At 66.2% G+C, this 15,367-nt stretch carries 18 protein-coding genes; 13 read left to right on the top strand and 5 right to left on the bottom strand.

All coding sequences use genetic code 11. From position 1 onward, the window contains the following. The first annotated feature begins 17 nt into the window (after positions 1-17). Complete coding sequence (locus ACIBL3_RS00180; protein ID WP_396350956.1) at positions 18-941, top strand: hypothetical protein; 924 nt, start codon at positions 18-20, stop codon at positions 939-941. A gap of 698 nt (positions 942-1,639) precedes the next feature. Continuing rightward, positions 1,640-2,788 carry a three-Cys-motif partner protein TcmP gene (tcmP, locus tag ACIBL3_RS00175; RefSeq protein WP_396350955.1) on the top strand — a complete coding sequence of 383 codons (1,149 nt, stop codon included), beginning with the start codon at positions 1,640-1,642 and terminating at the stop codon, positions 2,786-2,788. A gap of 15 nt (positions 2,789-2,803) precedes the next feature. On the opposite strand, the gene ACIBL3_RS00170 is transcribed toward tcmP, so the two are convergent. Beyond that, entirely contained in the window at positions 2,804-3,550 is a 747-nt protein-coding gene (locus ACIBL3_RS00170) for a DUF5131 family protein (protein ID WP_396350954.1), read from the bottom strand. 777 nt (positions 3,551-4,327) lie between these two features. On the opposite strand from ACIBL3_RS00170, the gene ACIBL3_RS00165 reads away from it, so the two are divergent. From ACIBL3_RS00165 to ACIBL3_RS00155, 3 genes are all read left to right on the top strand, one after another. Beyond that, positions 4,328-5,509, top strand: coding sequence for a flavohemoglobin expression-modulating QEGLA motif protein (locus ACIBL3_RS00165; RefSeq protein ID WP_396350953.1), 1,182 nt, complete (start codon positions 4,328-4,330; stop codon positions 5,507-5,509). Then, positions 5,506-6,504 carry a glutathione synthase gene (locus tag ACIBL3_RS00160; RefSeq protein ID WP_396350952.1) on the top strand — a complete coding sequence of 333 codons (999 nt, stop codon included), beginning with the start codon at positions 5,506-5,508 and terminating at the stop codon, positions 6,502-6,504. Before ACIBL3_RS00165 ends, ACIBL3_RS00160 begins: the two co-directional genes overlap by 4 nt. A gap of 461 nt (positions 6,505-6,965) precedes the next feature. After that, complete coding sequence (locus ACIBL3_RS00155; RefSeq protein ID WP_396350951.1) at positions 6,966-7,781, top strand: GDSL-type esterase/lipase family protein; 816 nt, start codon at positions 6,966-6,968, stop codon at positions 7,779-7,781. 286 nt (positions 7,782-8,067) lie between these two features. On the opposite strand, the gene ACIBL3_RS00150 is transcribed toward ACIBL3_RS00155, so the two are convergent. Then, positions 8,068-8,427 (bottom strand): PRC-barrel domain-containing protein, encoded by a 360-nt coding sequence (locus ACIBL3_RS00150; RefSeq protein ID WP_396350950.1) that lies wholly within the window; start codon positions 8,425-8,427, stop codon positions 8,068-8,070. A gap of 479 nt (positions 8,428-8,906) precedes the next feature. On the opposite strand from ACIBL3_RS00150, the gene ACIBL3_RS00145 reads away from it, so the two are divergent. From ACIBL3_RS00145 to ACIBL3_RS00135, 3 genes are read left to right on the top strand one after another with little or no spacing between them, the layout of a single operon-like run. Then, positions 8,907-9,833 carry a hypothetical protein gene (locus tag ACIBL3_RS00145; RefSeq protein ID WP_396350949.1) on the top strand — a complete coding sequence of 309 codons (927 nt, stop codon included), beginning with the start codon at positions 8,907-8,909 and terminating at the stop codon, positions 9,831-9,833. Positions 9,834-9,851: 18 nt separating this feature from the next. Further along, entirely contained in the window at positions 9,852-10,031 is a 180-nt protein-coding gene (locus ACIBL3_RS00140; protein WP_396350948.1) for a hypothetical protein, read from the top strand. Then, a complete protein-coding gene (locus ACIBL3_RS00135) occupies positions 10,028-10,228 on the top strand; it encodes a hypothetical protein (RefSeq protein WP_396350947.1) in 201 nt (66 codons plus the stop codon). The genes ACIBL3_RS00140 and ACIBL3_RS00135 overlap by 4 nt, the downstream gene beginning before the upstream one ends. Positions 10,229-10,664: 436 nt before the next feature. Here the strand turns inward: ACIBL3_RS00135 and ACIBL3_RS00130 are convergent, their stop codons facing one another. After that, the gene (locus ACIBL3_RS00130) at positions 10,665-10,835 is read right to left on the bottom strand and encodes a hypothetical protein (protein ID WP_396350946.1); all 171 of its coding nucleotides are present in this window, start codon (positions 10,833-10,835) and stop codon (positions 10,665-10,667) included. A gap of 82 nt (positions 10,836-10,917) precedes the next feature. Here ACIBL3_RS00130 and ACIBL3_RS00125 point away from each other — a divergent pair, with 82 nt between their 5' ends. Both ACIBL3_RS00125 and ACIBL3_RS00120 read left to right on the top strand, forming a co-directional pair. Continuing rightward, positions 10,918-11,076 (top strand): hypothetical protein, encoded by a 159-nt coding sequence (locus ACIBL3_RS00125; RefSeq protein ID WP_396350945.1) that lies wholly within the window; start codon positions 10,918-10,920, stop codon positions 11,074-11,076. A 284-nt stretch (positions 11,077-11,360) separates the two neighbouring features. Continuing rightward, complete coding sequence (locus tag ACIBL3_RS00120) at positions 11,361-11,915, top strand: hypothetical protein (RefSeq protein WP_396350944.1); 555 nt, start codon at positions 11,361-11,363, stop codon at positions 11,913-11,915. Positions 11,916-12,212: 297 nt separating this feature from the next. Here ACIBL3_RS00120 and ACIBL3_RS00115 read toward each other — a convergent pair whose 3' ends face one another. Further along, complete coding sequence (locus ACIBL3_RS00115) at positions 12,213-12,842, bottom strand: histidine phosphatase family protein (protein WP_396350943.1); 630 nt, start codon at positions 12,840-12,842, stop codon at positions 12,213-12,215. Continuing rightward, positions 12,839-13,198, bottom strand: a complete 360-nt coding sequence (locus ACIBL3_RS00110; RefSeq protein ID WP_396350942.1) for a hypothetical protein — start codon at positions 13,196-13,198, stop codon at positions 12,839-12,841. Before ACIBL3_RS00110 ends, ACIBL3_RS00115 begins: the two co-directional genes overlap by 4 nt. Positions 13,199-13,237: 39 nt before the next feature. Between ACIBL3_RS00110 and ACIBL3_RS00105 the strand changes: the two genes are divergently transcribed. The 3 genes from ACIBL3_RS00105 to ACIBL3_RS00095 all read left to right on the top strand — a co-directional run bounded on the left by ACIBL3_RS00105 (position 13,238) and on the right by ACIBL3_RS00095 (position 15,318). After that, positions 13,238-13,633 (top strand): hypothetical protein, encoded by a 396-nt coding sequence (locus tag ACIBL3_RS00105; protein ID WP_396350941.1) that lies wholly within the window; start codon positions 13,238-13,240, stop codon positions 13,631-13,633. 373 nt (positions 13,634-14,006) lie between these two features. Further along, positions 14,007-14,702 (top strand): hypothetical protein, encoded by a 696-nt coding sequence (locus ACIBL3_RS00100; RefSeq protein ID WP_396350940.1) that lies wholly within the window; start codon positions 14,007-14,009, stop codon positions 14,700-14,702. Between the two features lie 49 nt (positions 14,703-14,751). Next, entirely contained in the window at positions 14,752-15,318 is a 567-nt protein-coding gene (locus ACIBL3_RS00095) for a DUF664 domain-containing protein (RefSeq protein WP_396350939.1), read from the top strand. Positions 15,319-15,367 lie beyond the last annotated feature (49 nt).

Here is a 15,367-nt window from a genome sequence, read left to right as displayed (position 1 = left end):
CCATGCACTGTGGTGAGATGGAGCTGGACCCGGTGCTGGAGCTGTACGGGCTGCTGCCAGAGCAGTTCACCGCTGCCCGCAACCAGCTAGCCCAGACGCTCCGCGACGCCGGCGACACCCGCGGCAGCGACAGCGTCCGATCGCTCCGGAAGCCAACCATCGCGGCCTGGCTCGCCAACCGTCTCGTGCGAACTGCGCCGGAGCAGATCGCGGAGTTGACCGAGTTGGGAGAAGACCTGCGCGAGGCCCACCGTCTCGGCGACCGCACGCGGCTCAAGCTACTCACGCCTCGCCGCCATGAACTGGTTGACCGCCTCGTGGAGGTCGCGCAGGAGAACGCGGCCCACGATGGGCGATCGATCACCACGAGCACTGCGGAGCGGCTCGCGGCCACCCTCGACGCGGCCGTCGTGGACCCCAATGCGGCCCAGATGCTGCGTAGCGGACGCCTCAGCAGCGGCCTGCGGCACGTCGGATTCGGCGTCGTCGATGAGACCGGAGCGCCAGCTCCTGTCCCTCGGCTGGTCCCGGATCGGCCAACCCCCGCGGCGACAGTCAAGGCGTCTCGGCCCAAGACCAGCCCGAAGAAGAAGATCGCCGCCGCGAAGACGAGAAGGCTCACGCAGGACGAGCTGCTGCGCAGGCAACATGCGGAGCTGCAGGAGCGTCTGCGAGAAGTCGAAGCCGACTACGAAGCAGCCGAGAACGAGCGGACGGCTGCGGAGTCCGAGCTCGACGCCAACGAGCACCACATCGCCGACATGCAGACCGCGATCGAGCGACTCGCGAACGAGCTCGAACAAGCCCGCCGCGAACTACGCCAAGCCCAGAGCCGAACCCGGAAGCTCGAACGCGAGCTCACTCGCGCCGCGCGGGGCGCCGCAGCAGCGCGCCGTCGCCGGGACGCACAACAGCAACGCATCGAAGCGTTCAACGAGTGATGCCGAACAGCCGGCCGGCCCGACCCGAACCGCTCCGTTGGATGCGGATGCCGGCCCCGGCACATTGCCTGGCACGCCCGATCGCCGCCTGCAAGGAGGTACTGCTCCGCCTGATGTACGCCGGATGGACATTACGTTTCGCACAAAGTCGAACTCGTTGCGCGATCAAGCGAGTCGCTCGCTTTGCCTATCACTTCCGCCAGAAACCTGTGTAGGGGTCTTTACATAACAATTCGGTCACGACCGGATGTGCGTTTGTGAACAGGCGCTTCGTGACGGGGCGTGCGAACTTCAAGTGCGCTAGGTGCTCAGGTGAGCGCTTTCCTAGCCTGCAGGGGAGCAGAAAAGCAGATTTGTGACGAACTTCACGAGATGTTGGATTTTGTTTGAAATGACTACCTGTACCTGCTCCGGCACATGTGGTAATTACACCGGTGGGATCTGGAGTGCGGGACTTCGGGGTGTCGGGGTGTACGGTCTCACCGGAAAACGCGAAGACCCCGGTCGACGTGGACGCCGCCCGAGGTCTCGTTGCTGTCATTGGCCGTGACGCATCAGACCGTACTGGGTTCCACGGCTTCGTCTACACCAACCGGTAGATTCGGTGGTAATAGTTACTGCACTGTTATGCAGTGGGGTAGCTGTCCGGCCGCGTCGCCGAGGTTCTCGCGCTCGTCGCTAGGACCTATGGAGGTGTAATGGCCACTGGAACAGATGCCGGGCTTCTCGACAGCCCGGCTCCGCAGTCGGTGTACAAGCACGGGATCCTGGAGCAGCACGCGATCCGCTACGCCACGATGACCGCGAGCAGGCTCAACCCCAAGCGGGCGGTCCTGTTCGACGGCTTCGCCGGCCGGGGCAGGTTCGACGGCGGCCAGGCCGCATCGGCAGAGCACATGATGCTGGCCGCCCAGAAGATGAAGAACAGCACCCAGATCGACATCTTCCTCGTCGAACGCAAGAAGAAGGACTACCGTCAGCTCGAGACCGTGGCCGAGCAGTACCGCGGCCAGGGCTTCGACATCGAGACTCGCTACGGGGAGTGCGGGGACTACCTCGAAGAGGTGGTGACCTACGCCAAGGGCGCGAGCCTGTTCCTCTTTCTCGACCCGTGCGGCGCGATGCTGTCGTTCGACATGCTGTCGGAGATTGTGAAGGGGCGGCCGAACTGGCCCCGGACCGAGTTCCTCATGAACTTCAACGCCGACCTCGTCCGCCGCGCCGGCGGACAGTACAAGAAGGGCCAGCTTGACCAGCCGGGCATTGCCAGTCTGGACAAGGTCTGTGGCGGCGAGTGGTGGCGCGAGCTCGCCCTTCAGGCGCACATCGAGTCCGGTGAGAAGGACTGGGAGGCAGCGGCCGAGGCGGTCGCGGTGGAGTACGGGCGGCGGCTGACGAGGAACACCCCGTTCCGCTGGGTGGTCGCTCCCGTCCGGCGGCAGCTGCATCACCAGCCGGTGTACTTCCTGATCTTCCTCACGATGGATCCGCACGGTCTGTGGGTCTTCGGTGCCGCCGCCGCCAAGGCGCGCCAGAAGTGGCTCGACTTCTTGGGGCCGGACCAGGAGACCCGCGACGGAATGCTGTTCGACACGGTCGAGGAACAGTTCAAGTCGGAGCAGACGCAGGCGGCCGAGGAGATCATGGCCAACCTCCGCGAGTTGGTTGCCGACGGCAAGCCGAAGAAGGTAGTCGAGCACACGACGGCGATCTTCGGTGATGTGTGGGGTGAGGCGCTGGAAAAGACGTTCAGCCTGGCGCTGCGGCAGCTCGTTGCCGCCGGCGAGGTCGAGTATGTCGAGAAGGGGAACAAGCCTCACCAGCACGTCATCCGCAAGGCCAGCTGAGGGGCGCTCCGATCGTCACGCGGTCGCGAGCTGAGGCATCTCGTCCCACGTACGGCCCCCCAGTTCGCGACCGTTCGCCTTCGGCGTACGGCCGCCCCACTGCTTGAAGAAGAACGCGACGCCGGCAGCTCGGCACTGATCCCGAATATCGAGCGCCCAGGCTGGGTCGATCGGTCGAGCTCGACGCCCGGATTCCCCGCCCGCGATCAGCCAGTCGATCCGATCGAGATTCAGATTCGGTAGCGCACTGAGGAGAGGTTCGCAGGACAGGAAGCGGACGCTGGCCGGAGTGTCGCGCAGGTGATCGATCCGGCTGACAACCTCCGCGGACTCCACCGAGACACCCATCCACAGGTTGTGCGGCCACTCGAGCTCGTCGGCCAAACGCGCCATTCGATGCGATCGTTTCGTAAGTACCTGGTACGTGTGTTGCGGAGTCTCCCGGATGACGTCGAAAATGTCGCGGACGTACGAGACCGGAACACGGGCGTGGAAAAGGTCGCTCATGGAGTTGACGAAGACGACCCTCGGACTACGCCACTTATACGGATGCCGCAACGCCGTGGGGTGCAACGCCACGCCGAACCCCGGGCCGGAGGTGCGCGGGTCCCCGTCCAGCTGGTACTTCTCGGCGCCCATCGCCTTCAGCCGTTTGGCCAGCGCAAGCGCATAGCAGTTGTCGCAGCCGGCCGCGACGCGATCGCAACCCGTCACCGGATTCCAGGTCACGTCGGTCCACTCGATGGTGCTCCGCGTCGCCATAACTTACTCCTAAAATCGAATGTATGTTCGATAGCATGAATGCTAGTCGCGACGCGCCTACTGTGCCAGCAATTCGCCGATCCCTGGTGCCCCACGCGGCGCACGAGTTCGATCTTGTGCTGCGTGCAGGCGATCCGTGGTCCGCACATGACGTCACGCCGTACGGTCGCGCGAGACCAGGATCCGGCGGTACGTGGAATCTCCGGGCGGCCTTCCGCCGAGCTCAACCCCGAAGCCGGCATGTGCGGTCACGTGACGGGTGCGGCGGCGGTGGCCTCGGCCCGGAGATCCATCAACAGGATGCATCATCCTCGGAACGAGTGCGGCAAGTTATCCACAGAGGTGGCGGGCCGTGGCGGGCCGTAGGCGTGGTGCGGATCGTGGTGCGAACTGGCGTCAACTCATGTGGGACATGTAGCCGTGGTGCGAAGCAGGCGATGGCAAAGTCGCTGGTAGAGGCCAGATTCGACAGTGTCGTTCCTCCTCGTAATGAGAAGGTCGTCGGTTCGATTCCGACAGGCGGCTCCACCAAACCCCCAGGTCAGGACCCGGTTTCCTCGCCCGGGGGTTTCTTCGTGGCTGGTCGGGTGTGGCATGGTCAGCCCTCCGCGCTACGACCGGGCCCAGGCCGCAGGACGCCGTACCACGGGCTTCCTGAGGTTCTCTCTCGATGTGAAGCCGGCACGGGCTCAGCTCGCGTCAGCCGACGCCGCGGGTCCTGGGTTTCGCCTGACCAGGCTCAGGTTGTCAGTTTTGGTTGGTGGGTACTGCGGTGAGGTGACCTCGCCGACCCAGCAGCTTGCGCCTGCGCTCGATATCGACGCCCGCCTCACCGAGATCGAGCGCAGCTTGAACCTTCTGCTCAACCTCACGCCGATCAATGCCGCAGAGGCATGGGCGGACTTCGAAAGGTGTGACTTCGGGACGGCCCCCACTCTCCGGCTCAGACCGCTGGAGTTCGAGCCGGACATGGTGCGACGTGATCTCTACAACCTCGAGATCGAGACCGTGAGCGATCCTGCGTTGCACGCGCTCTTGCGGGCGAAGCGAGACGAGATAGCACGAGAGATCACAGCCTTGGAGGATCGCGATACGTCACGGTTCGTGTATGGGTCGCTGCAGCTGTACGGAGGGGTCGCCCAGCCTCTCGCGTCCGCCGCCCAGGAGCTGCTCGAGACCATCCCCGCCCAAGCTCCCAGCACCCGAACCGTGACGGCCGGCGCGTTCGCGGAGGCGGCTCGTGCGGAGTTCGATCGCTACCGTGCCGCGTACCCGGACTTCCCGGCGGACGTCGAAGTGCGTGACGACATCTCCGAATTGATGGTGTCGTTCGGCCGGCTGCTCATACCCGAAGCCGCCGCCATCAGGGCCGACCGCGTCGAGCCCTTGCTGCATCACGAGGTCGGCACCCATGTCGTCACCTACCAGAACGGCGCCAGGCAACCCTTGACGCTGCTGACGATCGGACTGCCGGGCTACGACGAGACCCAAGAGGGCCTTGCCGTGCTCGCCGAGTACCTGACCGGCGGATTGGACCCGCGGCGTCTCCGCGTGCTCGCGGCGAGGGTTGTTGCCGTCGGCAAGATGCTCGACGGCGCCGGATTCCTGGAGATCTTCGAATCGTTGCGGGCAGAACACCGGATACCGACGAGGACCGCTTGGTCCATCGCCATCCGGGTCGTCGCCGGGGGCGGTTCTGTGAAGGACGCGATCTACCTCCGCGGAATCACGCGCATCCTCGAAGTTCTCGCAGAGGGCAGCAGCCTCGATGTTCTGTTCGTCGGCAAGCTCTCATTGGACCACATCCCGTTGATCCAGGACCTGCTCGACCGCAAGGTGCTCGAGGCCCCATGGGTCCGTCCACGCTGGCTGGACGTGCCCGGCGCTCAGGAGCGCCTCGACAGACTGCGCGCGGGCGCATCGGTCACCGACCTCTACGAAGGGGGTGTCTCGGCATGAGGCTTGCCTTTTTCGTCAACGCTGTCGCTACCGAGGTAGACGAGTACACGACAACGCGGCTGGCAAGGGCCGCGGCCCAGGGCGGGCACGAGGTTTGGTATGTCGGGGTCGCAGACGTCGAGCTCGCGGAAGACGATGGACAGCTGACGGCCCGGGCTCATGCCGCAGAATTCGAGAAGGACGACCCGCTTGAGGCCTTCATGGAGCGCATCAAGGGGCGCGATGCCGAACGGATTGTCATGGACGACCTCGATGCCTTGTTCCTGCGAAACGAATCGATCGACGATCTGCAGGAGCGGCCGTGGGCAAGCCCACTGGGTGCGGTTTTCGGCCAGATGCTCCAGGCTCGAGGCGTAACGGTGGTGAACGACCCGATGTCCCTTACACGCGCAACGAGCAAGCTCTACCTGGAGGAGTTCCCCGAGAAGATCCGGCCCCGATCGCTGGTGACACGCGACCCGGAAGCCATCGAACGGTTCGTCGGCAAGGTCGGCCACTGCGTCGTCAAGCCGCTGTACGGCGCCAAAGGCCGGAACGTGTTCATGATCGAGGACGAGGACGAAGCGAACCTCGCGCAGATGACGGAGGCGGTGCTACAGGACGGCTACGCGATCGTCCAGGAGTTCGTCGACGGCGGCGAGGACGGCGATGCCCGGATCTTCCTGCTCGAGGGACAGATCCTCGAGCGCGACGGGAAACGGGCCGCCTTCCGGCGAGTGCCCACAGGGAACGACCCGCGGGCCAACATCAGCGCGGGCGCACGCTCGGCCCCGCTCGAGATCGGTGACGTGGAACGCGGCATCATCGAAGCGATGAGCGAGAAGCTCGTGGCCGACGGCATGTTCTTCGTCGGCATCGATGTGATCGGCGACAAGGTGGTCGAGATCAACGCGGAGAGCCCGGGCGGCATGCAGAGCGTCGAAAGGCTCTACGAGACCGACGTCTGCCCGACCGTCATCGAAACCCTGGAGGACCGGATCGGCTCGAAGCCCTGAGCCGCCGCGGCGCCCGTGAAGCGCCGCGGTCCGGGTGTCGGACCTCGCCGGGTTCGCTGCCGAGAACGCCGGCCCTCGAGACCGAGGCGAACGTTGTCGCAGCGATCTCCGTTTCGAGATCCCACCCGGTGCCTCAAGCGTTTGTGTTCACCGGGGAACGCAGCGCCACGCGCTCCAACGATCACCATCAGCGTTCGGCTCTGTCTGCTCGCGGCGACCGTGAGGCCGCGCGGATGAGTGCAGGCCGGGCAATCGAAGGCAGTTTGATACTCGCCTGCCGAGGGTACGGCGAGGAGGTGCGTTGTGGAGAGACGGGGCTCGGGTACCGCCCAGCGCAGTCCGAGGAGTCGCCATGAGGCGGTTGGCGTCGGCGGCCAACCAGAGCCGAGGTGATACGTCGATCTGCCGGTCGTCATCTGCATCATGCTCGGCTACGTCAACCCCGCGTGCTGGAGGCAAACATGCGACGAACCACGCTGTGGACGGCCATCGTCACCGCCGTCGCGACTCTGATCTGCGGGACGGTGACCATACCGTCCGCGCAGGCCGCACCACCCGGACCGACCAGCATGGCCGCAATCGGGGACTCAATCACAAGGGCGACCGACGTGTGCTGCTGGTACGGCGACCATCCGGCCAACTCCTGGAGCACCGGTGCTGCGGGCTGGGACGGCATCGCCAGTCACTACGAGCGCCTGCGGGTCCTCAACCCGGCGATCACCGGCCATAACTACAACGACGCGAAGTCGGGCGCGCGGATGAGCGACGCGCCGGGTCAGGCCCAGGCGGCTGTCTCGCAGCAGGCCGGGTACGTCACGATCCTGATGGGCGCCAACGACGTGTGCACCTCCTCACTGTCGACGATGACGCCGGTCGACACATTCCGCGACCAGTTCCGACAGACCCTGCAGACGCTGACCACCGCACAGGCGCGGATCTTCGTCGCCAGCATCCCTGACGTGTACCACCTCTGGGAGATCTACCACACCGATGTCGTGGCCAACCTCGTCTGGGATGTTGCGAACATCTGCCAGTCGCTGCTGGCGCCGAACCGGACCGAGACGGAGCGGCAGACCGTGCGCGACCGGAACATCGCGTTCAACACGGTGCTGCGCGAGGAGTGCGCGGCGTACCCGCTGTGCAAGTACGACGCCGACGCGACCTTCAACTACCGGTTCAGCCGTAGCCAGGTCAGCAAGCTCGACTACTTCCACCCCAGCCTGTCCGGCCAGGCCGCTCTGGCCCAGCTCACCTGGACGCGCAGCTGGTGGCCGTGACCGAACAAGTCCTCCAGCTCGGTGTGCGCAGTGTCTTGGACGTGCCGCCGACACCGCGGCCGGCACGGTCGGTGTGCTGGGCTGCGTGAACACCCGTTCCCGACCCGATCGGGATGCTGACGGACCCTGGATCGCGGATGCTGTGGACGTTACGCCGGGGGGACGTGAAGCCGTTACACGGGCTCGAGCTTGTGTAACGGTCGGCGGCCGTGGCTGCGGGGCCCCTGGTGGTGCGGGGGACCCGCGGCACACCGGCCGCCGTACGGTTCAAGAGGTACCCGGCCAACTACAGGCCGGTTCGGTAGGTCTGGTCGTAATAGCTGCCGAGGCGCGTGCGGTAGTCGTCATCGGCTCCGGTGTCAGGGTCGAACTCGGGGGCGTCCTTGATCTGGTCCTTGCTCCGGTCGACGTAGACCTTCTCGTCTTCGTGGTCGACCCTTTCGACCATGCCGGCCGGAAGTAGCACCTTGCGGCCGAAGATCCAGGGCCCGGTGTCCACCACCAGGCCGGCGGTACCGGACTCGTAGGTGGCTTCGTCGACCTTGCCGATGTCACCGTCGACGGCGGCGATCTTGTAGCCGGTGAGGTCCTTGTCCTCGGTGAAGCCGGAGGTGTCTCGGTAGGTCCAGGGGTCGAATGCGCTCATCGACATTGGTGTGCCTTTCGGTCGGTGGGCCATGGCCCAGTAGGGGGCTCTCGACGCGGTGCCGGATCGAGATCGCAGCCGGTGTCTCGAGCGTTGGTGGCCACCGGTACCCAGCACCACGCGGACGAACCCGGTCGCCATCGGCGTTCGAATCTGTCTGCTCGCGTCCACCGCGAGGCCGCGCGGGTCAGTGCAGGCTGGGCAATCGAAGACCGTCTGTACTCGCCTGTGCGGGTACGGCGAGGTGGCGCGTTGTTGGATCGGACGGGCCTCGAATTCCCAGCGCACCCAGCCCACCGACGGCGTCATGGGCAGGATGCCCTGCTGCGTCAACCGTGCTTTATGGAGTGCCGGCAGCACGGTTGCCGAGTCAGCCCGGCCGTCGACAATCCTCTGTTTTGTGTCGCATGAGCCGGGTACCGGCCAAGTGGCTGGGGGCCTGGTGGTCGTGAGTACATGATCGAATCAGGGAGAGCGACATGGCCGGAACAGGTACCGCGGGCAGACTCGTGAAGGCCTGGGGAAACGGAGTCAAGGACTTACCGCGGAACACGACGTGGCTGCTGTCGAAGGCGTTGACTCCGCTGGAAGCGTCGAAGGACGCGGCAGGCAGCGCGACGCACGCAGCAGGAGGCGGGCTGGTCGACAAGGCTCGCAAGGCAGGGGCTTCCGTCCTGGATGCACTGCCCGTGGGCGACTCGATCGAACTGAGGCTCCAGCGAGCCCGGGCGGCGGCCGACGAGGCACAGCAGGCCGAGGAAGAGGCCGTCCGTGAGGCCGAGGAAGCGAAGGCGCGTAGCGACGAGGCACGTCAGATAGCCGAGCGGTGCCGGGCGTATGTGCGTGACGTCGAGCGGGAGCAGGCCCAGGAGGTCAGCGACAAGGTCGCCGAGGCGCGCCGGGAGGCCGATGCCCGGGTCGAGCGGGCCCGCGCCTCGGCGCAGGCGGACGCCGACCGCGTGGTGCAACGCGCGAAGGCCGAGGCGGACGACCGGATCGCAAAGGCGCGCGAGGAGGCCGAGGCGGCGCAGTCGAAGGCCAAGCAGACAATGGCCGACGCGACGGAAAGCCTCGCGGAGGCCAGGCGGCTGGCCGACGAGGCCACCGAAGCGACGAAGGCTGCTGCCGACGAGGCGCACCGACAGGCCGCACAGCTGGCAGCGAACGCCGATCGCGAGGCGAAGAGCGCCGACGAGCGCGTCCGCGAGGCCGAGAAGGTCCTGAGTCGCGCCGGCGCACAGCGCACACGCAACGTGCGTACTCAAACCGCCGCGGACCTGAACGAGATGACCAAGACGGACCTGCTGCACCTTGCCACGGTCGAGGACGTCAAGGGCAGGTCGGCGATGAGCAAGCCCGAATTGGTGACCGCCCTCAAACGCTCGTCCGGATCGAAGCGACACTAGCCAGGAGTGGAGACGACAATGGGACTGTTGCACAGGAAGAGCCGGTTGGAGCGGATGGTCGATCCGATCGCGACCGGCGCGACGAAGGCGATGCGCCGTAGTGCCGTGCGCAACAGCCTCGCCGCTGCTGCGGCGGCGATCGGCATGAGCGCTGCCAGCGCGGTGGTGTCATCGCGGCGGCAGAGGGACAAGAAATGAAGCTGCGCAGTGTCGCGGTGTTCGGCGTGGGGTACGTGCTCGGCGCGAAGGCGGGACGGGAGCGCTATGTCCAGATTGTCGAAGCGATCCAGGCCGCGTCACAGCGGTTCGACGAGGCGCGCCGTCAGCGTGGCAAGCCTTCCCGGGCCGGGAGCGACGGACTCGACAGCTATCTGGACGAGGCCAGCCGGAGCTAGCACGCTCGCTGGTGGCGCTGTCGTACGCACTTCGCTGGTCGCTCGCCTTTTCGGACTGCGGCTGCTGACGGTGGAAGGCACGGTCCTGCTGGCGCCGGTTTCGTTTGGCTCCCCGCCCGTGGACACTGCTCGCACGACGACCCACATGGATGCCCAGACCGTCAACACCGGGATAGGGGCAAGGCTCGGTACGTCGGCCCGCTTGCTCGAGGAAAGCATCGACGATCTGCGCTCACTGGACCACTGAACGGGCGACCCAGAACTGGTGACGCGGGCGTCCGCGGCGGCTGATCGGCTACTGGCGCAACGAGACGCACCCCGATTACCCAGACCCGACGGACCTTGTCAACGAGCCACGGGATGCGGACGAGCGGCAGTCATCTGCCGCGTCCCTGCTTTGTACTGTCGCACGTCACCTGGCGACGACTGCCGAACATCACCCGACAGGGAACACCACCCCGAGCCGCGACCAGTAGCGACAGCCAGGCACCGATCGGGGAAGGCGGCCGCTGCGGACGGCCCAGGTCAGGTAGGCGACGAGCAGCACCGTCGGTACTCCGGCGAAGACCTGCAGGTGCGGCAGGTACGCGCCGACGCCGACCCACACGGCGACGGTGACGATCGCAGCCGGCGATGGTTCAACGAGGTTGCAGACAAAGGGTTTGAAAGATGCGTCGGTGTGGCGAGGGATGCTGCGGACAGACGACGGCCTGGAGTGGCAGCCGGCTGCAGACCCGAGCGCGATCGCGGCTGTCGAGCATCGGCTCGGCATCGAGCTCCCAACCGAGCTGCGCGGGCAGTATCAAGCGACGGACGGCATCTATCACAAGCCCGCCAGTGGTTCGTGATGTGGCGGCTCGAGGACGTGGCGGACAGGATGCCGGCGCGTGGCTCGGATGGGAATCCGAGGCTCGCACGAGGTTCCTTGCCTTTGGCGACGACGGCACCGGAGATCCGTACTGCGTCGCACTCGACGGCGAACCCACCGTTTTCGTCTGGTCGCCGATTGAGCAGGAGGCGCGATCACTCGCACCCACCCTCCGCGAGTTCTGGTTGGGATGACTGTCAGGGGAGATCACGACCTGACCTGCACGGAGCACCCGACTTGGCCGCGCTTCCAGATCATTAGGACATGGGGCAGGCAGGTGTAGCCGCCGGCACTCATAATCACGCCATGGTCTCGCGACGTCCGACGTACCCGTTCGTGCCCAAGTCCAATGCTCACCTCTTGCCAGGTCACATCTGGGGTATAGCGCTACGAGACGGCCGATTCGCCTGCGGTGTCGTGGTCGCAGTCCCTACCGCTCAGGAAGCACCCCACTATGCAATCAACAGTCGGACGTTCGCCGCGGGTCTGCTCGACTGGGTTGGCGACGAGCTGCCCTCACCAGATACGGCCGACGACAGTCAGCTCCTGACCTGGGGCTTCGGCCACGTCAAGATGATCGGTGAGAACCGCGGGGCGATCGTCGGTCACCGTTCCCCACCCGTCGACCGAGCTGGTGCGCTGTCGGGTGTGTCTCACCGCGTGGGTGGAACGGTCGGGCTCTATTGCGACGGCCGGATGGTCGGCACCGCCACGGCAGACGAGGCACGAGACTTACCGGTCATCGGTACGTGGGGCTTTGGCTACATCGTCGCCGTCGCGGAGCGGGTGTTCGTCGATCACAAATCGGTGGTTCGCTGACTCGTGCCCTGGGGTGCCCCGGAGCGCCTTCAGCGGCCGTAGCCACCCGCGATCGGTGGACCTAATCGGCGCTCTGGATCGCGGGTCGCTCGGGTTCGTCCGCGTGCGGTGACGGACTCGTGATGAGAATTCCGTCTGTCCGATTCTGGCAGGCGGCTCCACCAAATCCAGGTCCCCAACTTGGGGTTGTGCATACCTGGAGACCTTGGTCGCTCCATGCGTCCGGCAGAGCCCGGCCGCCTCGCAACCACGCGCATCGGCAGGTCGGCGGGGCCTGGATCGCGCAAGCGGTGGGTGTCAGAGGTCTTGGAGGTGGTGGGTTTCGTTGAGGGTTTGGACTTGGTGGCTGTGGTGGGTGGGGTTGCGGTGGAGGGTGGTGATGCTGCCTGGGGTCAGGGGGAAGAAGGCTCGGTCTGTGGAGGTTATCGGCATGCCTAGCCAGGCGGTGATCAGGTAGCTCGATGCGGACGCGTGGGACACGATTATTTGGTTTGTGGCTGGACTGCGGAGGATGTCTTCGAGGGCGGGGTACAGGCGTTCGACCAAGGCTGGGCGTGTTTCTGCGCCGGCTGGGCCGTCGTGGTGGTTGAGGCGGTCGCCGTACTCCGGGAGGGGGATGCGGCGCTCGGCTAGCCAGGATTGGGGACGGCCGTCGGCCTCGCCGTTGCTGCGCTCGCGGAGGCGTGCGTCGGATTGGACTTCGACGGAGAATCTTCTCGCGATTGGCTCTGCGGTTTGGGTGGCTCGGCGTAGGTCGGAGGAGTAGATCTCGACCGGCTGGGGGCCGATTCTGGTTGCCAGGACGTCGGCTATGCGTTCGGCCTGCTGGTGTCCGCGGGCGGTTAGTTCTGAGTCGTGCCAGCCTCCGACGATGTTGTCGATGTGGTGCTGGGCTTCCGGATGCGTGACGAGGTAGATGTGTCTCATGGGCGGGGATCCGGCTGGATGTAGTCGGGGGCGGGGTCTGTGGTGAAGCGGGTTGCGTTGATGGTGGTGGCGCCGTTTAGCCAGGCCTTGGCGATTCGGTGGCCGCCGTCCATCAGGCGGCCGTCCGACGACAGGATCACGGGGTAGCGGAGGTCGGCCTTCTGGATCCGGTCGGCGTGTACGGCGACCATCCGGCAGGTGACCGGGTCCCCGCCGAACCAGCAGTCCTGATCGAACTCCCGGATGCTGTCGATAGGCACCGACTCGACGGGAAGACCTTCCGCCAGCTTCCACAGCCGTTCGGTCAAGTAGAAGGCTCGCCCGCCGGTGACGGGGCGTGAATGTCGTTCAGGCATCGCACCATCATCCCGCGAGGTCGCCGTACCATTCGGTGCGTGGGGAGCTTGAAGGTCTTTCTGGGTGTTGTCCTCGGCCTGTCTGCGGTCGGGACGGTCGGCGCGTTCGTGACGAGCGGACCGGGGAATGCCATTTCGCCGGCGGTCACCACGGTCCTCGCCGCCGTACTCCTCTACCGCTCGGTGCGGCATCCGCCGGCGCCGCGGCTCTGGACCAGGCGGCGAGTGGTGGCGACCGGCGTTGTCGGCGGTGGCGCCAGCCTGGTGACGGTCGGATGCATGGTCTGGGTGGTGGCGATCCGACCTGAGCTGGAGTTGAAGGCCGCGGGCGCCTTCGGTGCCCTCCTCGTCCTGGGCTCCCTGGTGTGGCTGGTCCGCTTCGCCCGCGCCGAGCACGCCGAGGCCCTCGCGATCGCCCAGCAAACCGAGCACTGATCATTTCCCAGCGGCGTCGAGCGTCGGTCAGTTGCCTTGGTCGGGATGACGTCGGCGAGGATGCTGAGGGTGGTGTCGATTCGTGCGGCGAGGACCGGGTCGAGCTCCCTGCGGATGCGGATGTTCACGACGGCGGCGCCGGGGTCCTCGGCGAGGAAGGCCGTGAGGGGTGGCGAGCCGATGATCGGGTAGTCGTACCACCGCTCGGGCTGGACGTCGCCGTCCGTGTCCGGCAAGGCAGTCTCGATGGCCAGCCAGTCGGAGTCCTCGAACGCTGCCAGTATCGCCGAGGCTGTGGAGAAGCTGCGGGCTCTCGCGGACTCGGCGGGGAATTGCGTTGTTGGGTTGGGTGGGTGACGGGATGATCTTGGGTGTGACTGAGGAGGAGTTGGTTCTCGACGGTGCGCTGCTGGGGTTGGCGGATGTGCTGGCGGGGGTTGAGGTGGACGTCAGTGACTACTGCACCTTTTGCTACGGCGAGGAGGATGCGGTGGCGCTCTCGGGGCCGGTCGGAGGGATTCCCGAGGAGCTCGTGGCGAGGGCTGCGTTCGAGGGGCCGGATCACTGGGACGACTTTGCGAACGTGTACAGGAAGTTGACGCCGCGGCTGATGGCGTTGATGGTGTACGACGAGCTGCATCTCGACGAGGAGCTGGTTGCGTCACGTCTGGTCACGGCGGGGTGCTGGAGTACCTGGGCGGAGTCCGAGCGTACGGCGATGCTTGCCGTGTGCAACCTGTGGTGGGAAGCGACGCTCGCGTCGTACCCGCGCACGCCGGAGGCGCTGAAGGTGCTCAGCTTCCTCGCGACGACGCCCGTGCCGTTCACCCACTGGCTCGAGGTGTGGAACGCGCAGCCGGCCGGTGCGGCGGACCTGCATGCCGCGGACCTCTGCCTCTGGTGGGCGGGCGACCTGCTCGGCGGTGACCTGATGGTCGGATGGTCGGGAACGATCGACATCACGACGGACGTGAAGCGCTGGATCCTCGAGGATGCGCCGCCGCGGCTCGCGCGCGTGCCGGCAGATCCGCGGCTGGCGGAGTACATCGAGATCCTCAGGGGCAGTTAGCCAAGGATTCCGGAAGGGGAATGTCCGGAATGGGAGTTAGCGTCTCCCTATGGCTGAGATTCCTTGGGAGCCGCCGGTGGCGGGGTCGGATGTTGAGCATCTGGTGGGGGCGTTGGAGAGGTTGCGTACGACGTTTCGGTGGAAGGCCGATGGGTTGGGTGCGGAGGGGTTGAACACGCGGATCGGGAAGTCGTCGTTGACGATTGGGGGCCTGTTGAAGCATCTGGCGGCCAACGAGGACTACCTGTTCACCGTGAAGTTCCGTGGTGAGCCGATGGGGGAGCCTTGGGTGGGCAACGGCTGGCGGGACGACAACGACTGGGAGTTGACGTCCGCGGTCGATGACAAGCCGGAGGAGCTCTACGCGCTCTGGGATGGTGCGGTGCAGCGGTCCCGGGCGTCCTTGGCGGCGGCGATCGCCGACGGTGGGCTCGATCAGCCTGCGCACATCGCTTGGCCCGACGGGCGGCACGCCAGCCTTCGCCGGCTCGTCTGCGACCTCATCGAGGAGTACGGGCGCCACACCGGCCACGCCGACCTCCTCCGCGAAGCCGTGGACGGCCGCGTGGGCGAGGACCCACCCGCCGACTGGCGCCCGATCGGGGCTCAGGGCTAGCCACTGGCAGGTTGTGTCACCGCTGACCTGCTACAACCGGCCAGCGGTG

The sequence above is a fragment of the Kribbella sp. NPDC050124 genome (genome assembly GCF_044460355.1).
Taxonomy (GTDB): Bacteria; Actinomycetota; Actinomycetes; order Propionibacteriales; family Kribbellaceae; genus Kribbella.
Note: the sequence above shows the minus strand (reverse complement) of the source record. Positions and strands in the feature narration are given on the sequence as shown.

Excerpts from the sequence above, each read along its gene's own strand:
- ACIBL3_RS00180 (WP_396350956.1), top strand. The coding sequence starts at position 18 with ATGGAGCTGGACCCGGTGCTGGAGCTGTACGGGCTGCTGCCAGAGCAG.
- tcmP (WP_396350955.1), top strand. The coding sequence starts at position 1,640 with ATGGCCACTGGAACAGATGCCGGGCTTCTCGACAGCCCGGCTCCGCAG.
- ACIBL3_RS00170 (WP_396350954.1), bottom strand. The coding sequence starts at position 3,550 with ATGGCGACGCGGAGCACCATCGAGTGGACCGACGTGACCTGGAATCCG.
- ACIBL3_RS00160 (WP_396350952.1), top strand. The coding sequence starts at position 5,506 with ATGAGGCTTGCCTTTTTCGTCAACGCTGTCGCTACCGAGGTAGACGAG.
- ACIBL3_RS00155 (WP_396350951.1), top strand. The coding sequence starts at position 6,966 with ATGCGACGAACCACGCTGTGGACGGCCATCGTCACCGCCGTCGCGACT.
- ACIBL3_RS00150 (WP_396350950.1), bottom strand. The coding sequence starts at position 8,427 with ATGAGCGCATTCGACCCCTGGACCTACCGAGACACCTCCGGCTTCACC.
- ACIBL3_RS00145 (WP_396350949.1), top strand. The coding sequence starts at position 8,907 with ATGGCCGGAACAGGTACCGCGGGCAGACTCGTGAAGGCCTGGGGAAAC.
- ACIBL3_RS00140 (WP_396350948.1), top strand. The coding sequence starts at position 9,852 with ATGGGACTGTTGCACAGGAAGAGCCGGTTGGAGCGGATGGTCGATCCG.
- ACIBL3_RS00135 (WP_396350947.1), top strand. The coding sequence starts at position 10,028 with ATGAAGCTGCGCAGTGTCGCGGTGTTCGGCGTGGGGTACGTGCTCGGC.
- ACIBL3_RS00125 (WP_396350945.1), top strand. The coding sequence starts at position 10,918 with ATGCTGCGGACAGACGACGGCCTGGAGTGGCAGCCGGCTGCAGACCCG.
- ACIBL3_RS00120 (WP_396350944.1), top strand. The coding sequence starts at position 11,361 with ATGGGGCAGGCAGGTGTAGCCGCCGGCACTCATAATCACGCCATGGTC.
- ACIBL3_RS00115 (WP_396350943.1), bottom strand. The coding sequence starts at position 12,842 with ATGAGACACATCTACCTCGTCACGCATCCGGAAGCCCAGCACCACATC.
- ACIBL3_RS00110 (WP_396350942.1), bottom strand. The coding sequence starts at position 13,198 with ATGCCTGAACGACATTCACGCCCCGTCACCGGCGGGCGAGCCTTCTAC.
- ACIBL3_RS00095 (WP_396350939.1), top strand. The coding sequence starts at position 14,752 with ATGGCTGAGATTCCTTGGGAGCCGCCGGTGGCGGGGTCGGATGTTGAG.